At 74.1% G+C, this 7,233-nt stretch carries 4 protein-coding genes; 1 reads left to right on the top strand and 3 read right to left on the bottom strand.

The window, feature by feature from the left end; translation table 11 throughout:
* Positions 1–98 precede the first annotated feature (98 nt).
* From ACFCX4_RS32970 to ACFCX4_RS32960, 3 genes are all read right to left on the bottom strand, one after another.
* Positions 99–1,400 carry a kynureninase gene (locus ACFCX4_RS32970; protein ID WP_376150570.1) on the bottom strand — a complete coding sequence of 434 codons (1,302 nt, stop codon included), beginning with the start codon at positions 1,398–1,400 and terminating at the stop codon, positions 99–101.
* A 279-nt stretch (positions 1,401–1,679) separates the two neighbouring features.
* On the bottom strand, positions 1,680–2,555 hold the full coding sequence (locus tag ACFCX4_RS32965) for a ribosome-inactivating family protein (protein WP_376150568.1): 876 nt from the start codon (positions 2,553–2,555) through the stop codon (positions 1,680–1,682).
* 104 nt (positions 2,556–2,659) lie between these two features.
* The gene (locus tag ACFCX4_RS32960; protein ID WP_376150566.1) at positions 2,660–6,448 is read right to left on the bottom strand and encodes an endonuclease/exonuclease/phosphatase family protein; all 3,789 of its coding nucleotides are present in this window, start codon (positions 6,446–6,448) and stop codon (positions 2,660–2,662) included.
* Positions 6,449–6,693: 245 nt separating this feature from the next.
* Between ACFCX4_RS32960 and ACFCX4_RS32955 the strand changes: the two genes are divergently transcribed.
* Positions 6,694–7,167, top strand: coding sequence for a carboxymuconolactone decarboxylase family protein (locus ACFCX4_RS32955; RefSeq protein ID WP_376150564.1), 474 nt, complete (start codon positions 6,694–6,696; stop codon positions 7,165–7,167).
* Positions 7,168–7,233 lie beyond the last annotated feature (66 nt).

Raw genomic sequence — 7,233 nt, 5'->3', positions numbered from 1 at the left:
GGCAGCGGGCCGGCGCGGACGGCAGCCCCCGACGGCACGCCCGCACGGGCGACGGACCCCGCGGACGGCGGTCCGCCCCGGGTGCGGGCCGCCGCGGCTCAGGTGACGGCGGCCCGCACCCGGTGGTCCGCCCGCAGATGCTCCCCGGCGTCCACCACCTCGCGCAGACAGCGGACGGCCTGCCACAGCTCCCGGTGCGTGAGGAAGAGCGGGTTCACGCCGAACCGCAGCAGGTCGGGGGCCCGCATGTCCCCCACCACGCCCCGCTCGGCGAGCGCCCGCACCAGCGCGTAGGCCTCGGGGTGGCGCAGTACCACCTGGCCCGCGCGGCGCTCCGGCTCCCGCGGGGTGACCACGGTGAAGCCGCGGTCCGCCAGCAGGGCGTCGGAACAGTCCTGGAAGAAGCCGGTCAGCGAGAGGCTCTTGTCCCGGACCAGCGCGAGGTCGACGCCGTCGAACGCGGTCAGCGCGGCCTCCAGCGCGAGCAGCGCGAGGATCGGCGGCGTCCCGATCCTGGCCCGGCCCACCCCCTCGGCCGGCCGGTAGGCGCCCTCCAGCCCGAACGGTTCGGCGTGGCCGTTCCAGCCGGTCAGCGGGTGGTCGAAGGCGGCCTGGTGGCGGCGGGCCACGTACAGGTAGGCGGGCGCGCCGGGACCGCCCGAGAGGAACTTGTAGCCGCAGCCGACCGCGAGGTCCACGCCCGCCGCGTCCAACTCCAGGGGCATCACCCCGGCGGCGTGGCAGAGGTCCCAGACGACCAGGGCCCCGGCCCGGTGCACGGCGGCGGTCAGCGCCGGCAGGTCGTAGCGCTCGCCGGTGCGGTAGTCCACCGGCGCGCAGCCCACCACCGCGACCTCCTCGCCGCGTTCGGCCAGGAACTCCGGGAGCGCGGGCGGGGCGACGCGCACGACGGTGAGGCCGAACAGCCGCCCGACGGAGTCGGCCAGGTACTGGTCGGTCGGGAAGTTCCCGGGGTCGGTGACCAGCAGCCGCCGCCCGGGGCGCAGCCGCACGGCGGCGCAGAGCGCGTTGAACAGCTGGACGCTGGTCGAGTCCCCCGCCACGGTCTGCCCGGGGGCCGCGCCGAGCAGCCGCCCGATCGCGTCCCCGACCCGCAGCGGGGCGTCCCACCAGCCGGCGGTGTTCCAGGAGCCGATCAGGTCCTGCCCCCACTGCCGCCGCACCGCGTCCTCGACGGCGGGCGGCACCGCCGCGGGCAGCGGGCCCAGCGAGTTGCCGTCCAGGTAGACGGTTCCGGCGGGCAGCAGGAAGCGCTGCCGCACCGCCGCGAGCGGGTCCGCCGCGTCCAGCTCCCCGGCCCGCGCCGCCAGGTGGTCCGGCGTCACGGGTTCCCGGTCCGCGGGCCGGTCCCCTCGCCGGCCCCGGCTGCGTTCAGACATCGCCACCTCCTCGTCGCGGTCCGCCGCTGGTCGCGGCCCCCGTCTGAAGAGAGGCCCCCCGGCCGCCGCCCAATCCCGCCCGACCCGCACGTGACGAAGGACACACCCGTGCCCGGCGGCCCCTGCTGACACTCCGTCAGCAGAGGCCGCCCGGATCCGCGCCGCACCGCCGGGGTCCGCGTCCCACCGCCCGGGCCGCTCCGCGGGCCGGGAACGCCGCCGCCCGCGGGCCCCCGGGAGTCCCGGGAACACGCGGGCGGCACGGTGCGCGGGCTCCGGCTAGCGCCGGACGACCCGCAGGTGGTCCCGGACGTCCTGCCAGGTGGCGAAGGTCCCGAAGCCGTCGACGGTCAGCGGCGGCGTGGACGGGACGGTGGTGATGTCGATCGCGAACTTGGAGACGGACCCCCAGGCACCCCGCAGGGCCCGCAGCCGCGGGTTCGAGATCTCGAAGAAGGCGCCGCCCTTGCGCCCGGCGACCACCGGGTCCCAGGTGTCGCGGAAGTCGGTGAACCGGGCGGCCTCCGAGAACGCGCCGATCAGCTTGAGCAGCGACCGGGCGACGCTCGCCCGGCCCGGTGCGTCACCCATCGACCGGTCGGCCCCGCCGACGGTCTCGGCCGAGCCGATGAATCCGTCCAGCCACTCGATCGAGGGCTCCTCCCCGGCGGTGGCGATCAGCGAGCCGTAGCCGCCCCCGAAGGCCAGCGTGTTCACCTGGCCGCCGCGGCCCATCTCGGTGCGCACGTTCTCCGAGGCGTCGTTGAACGCGTACAGCTTGCCGCTCCTGGTGCGGAAGCCCCCGACGTAGAGGTTGGCCGGGTTGAGGTACAGGCTCGACAGCTCGTTGCCGTCGCGGTCCTGGATCCGCAGGGCGATCAGACCGGGCGGCGTGGCCTGGGTGATGTAGACGTCGTCGTCGCGGAACTGCCGCCCCGCCGCCTGGCGGAGACGGATGAGCGCCGTGTGGTACCCGGCGACGTTGCCGCCGGTGTAGTCGTGGCCGAGCTTCACCTCCACCACCTTGGTCGTACCGTCGGGCGTGTCCGCCCGGGCGGCGGGTGCGGCCCCGAGGGCCGGGACGGCGACCGCGGCGGCGACCGCGAGTGCGAGCAGCGCGCGGACGGCGCCGCGCCGGTGAACGGTTGTCGTCATGCTGGACTCCTGATGGTTGCGCCGGCCCGTCGGACCGGCGTCGGCCGGGGGCGTTCCCCCTCCGTGAGGAAAGACCGGGAACGCCCCCGTTCTGTGACGGACGATCAGTTCACGGACGGTGCCGACCCGCCGACGGTCTCGAACCGCCAGACGCTCGGCCCCCCGCCCGGCGGCTTGGGCGCGCCCACGGTCAGCGGGACGTCCTCCCCGTGGGTCTCCAGGTACAGCCGCTCACCGGGGGCGGTGTGGTTGCTGAGGTACACCCCCGGTGTGCCTCCCCCGACGGGCGTCGCGCACCACAGGTAGCCGTCGTCGTCGGGCCGGAAGCTGTTCAGGGTGACCTTGGCGCCCTCCAGCGGCCGTGGATGGGCCGCCGTCGAGTTGACGTACTTCCCGCCGTACGTCAGGTAGTAGCAGTCGTCGCCGGCGGTCCGGTCCGCCGGGATCACACCGAACCGTTCGCTCGGCGCGTCGGAGTCGCGGCGCACGTTCACCGGAGTGCCGTCCGCCGTCGCGCCGTCGTCCACGTTGAGCACCCACGGCTGCGGCGTGGCGTCCTCCAGGTCGATCTCCTGGAGGACGGACGCCGCTTCCGGATCCGGCAGGAACCAGCGCTGGCGGGGGTCCGACGGGTCGAACGCGCGTCCGGCGAGCTCCTCGCCCTCCGGCGTGTCGACGGCGGTGAGCACCTGGTCGGTGGCCGCGTTGTGCAGGACCCAGGTGCCGTCGCCCTGATCGACCACCCGCCACAGCTGGGAGGGTCCCCGGTCCTCCCAGCCGGTCGTGACCGGCGAGCCGGCGACGGGGGACGCCAGTCCCAGGTAGCTGGAGCTCATCCGGTGGAGCAGCCGGTAGCGGCCGGGGTACTCCGGATCGGCCTCCAGCTGGAACCCCTGGACCGGCAGGTCGGCCTTCAGCAGCGGCTGGTTGAAGACCCTGCTGTTGGCGCCGCCGTTCCAGGGCCGGGCCGCCTTGAGGGAGGCCGCGTTCTGGACGGCGACCCGCCGGCCGGCCGGCACGGCCTTCGCCACCCGTGTCGGCGCCGGCTGGCACTCGTCGGTGACGTGGGCGAGGTCGAACGCGGCGGGGAGGTGGTCGGAGCCGCTCCAGTCGGTCAGCGTGGTCGCCCGGTTGATGTAGACCGGGCCGGCGAGGCGGTCGGTGACCGCGTAGTCGAGGAGGTTGTTGCCGCGGGTCGCCGGGTGCGCGCCGCTGATGTGGAAGAGGTCCCGCGCGCCGGCCAGGAGGGTCGCCAGACTGCCGGGGCCGCGGTTGTAGTCGCCGAGCGCGATCCAGGGCTGTGCCGTTCCGCCGGGGCCCGCGGTCGACATCCGAACCCTGATGTTGTTCAGCAGCTCGGCGGTGTCACTGCCACCGGACGAGTCGCCGTGCAGGGTGAAGTAGACGAGGCCGCACACCTTGATGCCGAGCGCCGGCCGGTGGTCGTCGGGGTGGCGGCCCCGGGCGTCCACCCGGCCGGGGACCACGTGGACGTCCTGGTCCCGCACCGCGCGGCGGCTCCAGATGGCCAGGCTCGTCCTGCCGTTGGTCTGGCCGGGGTTGACGGTCTTCAGCCGGTAGACGAATCCGCCGCCCCGGCTCCGCATCCCGGCCATCTGGTACTCCTCCACCGGAGGGGCCTCGCCGTCGCTCCGGCGGTACGACGTCTGCGCGATCGTGATCGGCACGGTCGAGGCCCCCCGGCCGGGCGGGGCGCCGGACTCCTGGAGGGCGACGACGTCGGCGTTGGTGTCCTTCTCCAGCTGGGCCACGCCGGCGTTCCACTTGTCGGTCATGTGCTCGCCGCTCGACCCCTGCATGTTCCAGGTGAGCGCCGTCGACTCGAACCAGCGGGGCGGCCGGGGTTCGAGGACGCCGCCGGTGTCCCGCAGGAACAGCGAGTGCCGTTTGCCCGCGTCGAGCAGGACCAGCCCGTCGCCCTGGTAGTCCAGGGTCTCCCGGCCGGTCCAGTCGGGGATGCCCCGGCCGCCCTGGCCCAGCGGCCGGAAGGTGCGCGGGTCCCCGGTGTCGGAACCGAACTGGAAGGCGGTGCCTGCCCGGACACCGTAGGGCGCGTACGGCTCGAAGGGGCCGCCCGGGGTGGTCTGCTTGACCATGGTGTTGTTGTAGAAGACGTTCTGCGGCCCCGAGGAGCCCGACCACTTCCCGGCCTTGGGACCGGCCGCCCACCAGATCGGGTACCACGTCCCCTCGTCCGTCTCGCCGCCCTCGCCGCCGCAGTTGGCCGCGCAGTTCGCCGACCGGTGCTCGTACGGGATCCGTACCGTGTTCTGCTCGAAGAGGTTGTTGTGCTCCCATCCGCCGTGCAGGTTGAGGTCGGAGTCGAGGTCGTTGCGGAAGGCCACGTTGCCGCTCGCCGACCACTGGAAGGTGAAGTGGCGCAGGTTGCGGCTGACGTTGAGCGCCCAGAGCGAGTCCCAGACCCGGCTGCCGCGCAGGTAGCCGTTGCCGCCCTTGCCCTTGTTCCAGGCGCCGTCGAAGGTGTTGCCCTCGATCTGCAGGTTCCGCGCCACCTCGGTGACGATCGGGTGCGAGCCGGTCATCTCGGCCTTCAGGCCGCGCGCCCACCCGTTGGCGGCCCACTTGAAGACGATGCCGTGCATCGCGTACTCGGGCGCCAGGTTGCCGTAGTTGTGCACGGCCTGGGCGGGCGTCAGCGAGTACGTCCCGCCGCCCAGCTTGGGCAGGCCCTCCATCTCCTGGGTGAAGGCGAAGTCCTCGAAGCCGACCCCTTCGACCACCTTCAGCGGGGTGACCTTGCTGGCGTACGGCGTGCCGCTGCCGTTCAGCGGTTCGGAGCCGTCCGACTCGGAGTTGACCGGCAGGTCCCACTCCAGCGGCCGGTCCAGGGTGACCGTCTTCGCGGTGGCGTCGATGCGCAGGACCCGGAACATCTGCTGGCGCATGTGGAGCGCCGCGATCATGCTCGGGTCGGTGATGCCCTGCTGCGCGTAGAACTTCCTGCTGTTGGCCGCGCCCACCCAGACGTAGCCGCCCGGCCGGAACCTCTTGGTGTCGGCCTTCGGGTCCAGCCGGACGACGCTGCTCCCCTGCCGGGCCGAGTAGCCCGGATCGTCGGCCTGCGCGGCCACCTTGACACCGGAGACCCAGTGCTGGTTGACGCTGCCCTCGAAGACGTCCTTGCGCATGGGGACGGTCGTGGCCGCCTCCCAGTCGTCCTTGTAGCGGTCCGCGACGTCCCGGGTCTGCACCCGGAACAGACCGCGGCCGGGCCACATCCAGCCGCCGGTGCCGACGTCGACGCCGGTGCCGGCGACCATGCTGTCCTGGTCCCAGCGGCCGTTGACCACCGTGTCGTAGCGGGTGCTCAGGTCCGGCCGGAACACCAGCCGGGTGCCGCCCGCACCGGAGCCCCGGCCGCGCAGCACGAGGTGGTCGGCGTCGACGTAGATCTGCCGGGAGACGTCGATCCGGCCGGCCGGCAGCTCGATCAGCGAGCGCCGGTCGAAGTTGGCCGTCGGCGAGCACCGGCTCCTGATGTCGTCGATCGCCCGCTGCAGGCCGGCGGTGTCGTCGGCCCCGTCGTCCGCGACCACCCGGTACTTGGCCGCCAGGAAGTCCGGCGATATTCGGCAGGTGGCGTCGCCGGTCAGCCCGGCGTCGCCGCGGGGCAGTTCCCGGCCGCCCCGGAAGCCCACCCGCGACCAGTCCGGCAGGCCGGGGGGCGGGCCGGTACGGTTCGCGACGCTCAGGTCCACCCCGTCCGCCGCCGTCCCGTCGGCCGCCCGGGCGGACGCGGCGGGGGCGGACAGGGCCGGGGCGGGCAGCGGTGCGGCCGGCGCGAGGGCCGGCAGGGAGAGCGGGAGCAGCAGGCCGGCCAGCAGGCCGGCCGCCGTTCGGAAGCGTTTCACGTGACCTCGTCTCCGCGTCGTCGTGCCGCCGTGTCGTCGGCACACGGAGGAGGCGCGGTCGGCGCCTCCTCCGACCGGAGAAGACCGGTGACACCGCCCGGATGTGACAGCCGGTCGGCCCGGGCCGGACGGACGCCGCGGAGGGCGGCGGCGCCGGGTGTGACGCAGGCCATGCCGCCGGGTTGTCACACTCCGCCGCGGTTCCCGGTCATCCAGGTGAATCCGTACGACGCGAGGAGCACACGATGGAATCCCGTCTCGACTACTTCGGCAACGGCGTGGGGGCCAAGGTCCTGCGGCACATCAACTCGGCCGGCAAGGCGCTCGCCGAGTCGGGGCTGCCGCACGCCACCCAGGAGCTGGTGAAGATCCGCGCCAGCCAGATCAACGGCTGCGGGTTCTGCACCGACATGCACACCAAGGACGCCGCCCACGCGGGCGAGACCGCCCAGCGGCTGCACCTGGTGGCGGCCTGGCGGGAGGCCACGGTCTTCACCGACGCCGAACGCGCCGCGCTGGAGCTGACGGAGCAGGGCACCCGGATCGCCGACGCCGCCGGCGGCGTCACCGACGAGGCCTGGGCGAGGGCGGCCGAGCACTACGACGAGGACCAACTGGCCGCGCTGATCTCGCTGATCGCCGTCATCAACGCCTACAACCGCATCAACGTCATCAACCGGCAGCCCGCCGGCGGCTACCGGCCCGGCCAGTTCGGCTGACCGGTACGGCCGGTTCGGCCGACCGGTACGCCCGCCGGCGGTGCCGGCCGCGGCCCGTGCGGGGGC

Source organism: Kitasatospora sp. NPDC056327, from assembly GCF_042261735.1.
In the GTDB taxonomy this organism is placed as follows: Bacteria; Actinomycetota; Actinomycetes; order Streptomycetales; family Streptomycetaceae; genus Kitasatospora.
Note: the sequence above shows the minus strand (reverse complement) of the source record. Positions and strands in the feature narration are given on the sequence as shown.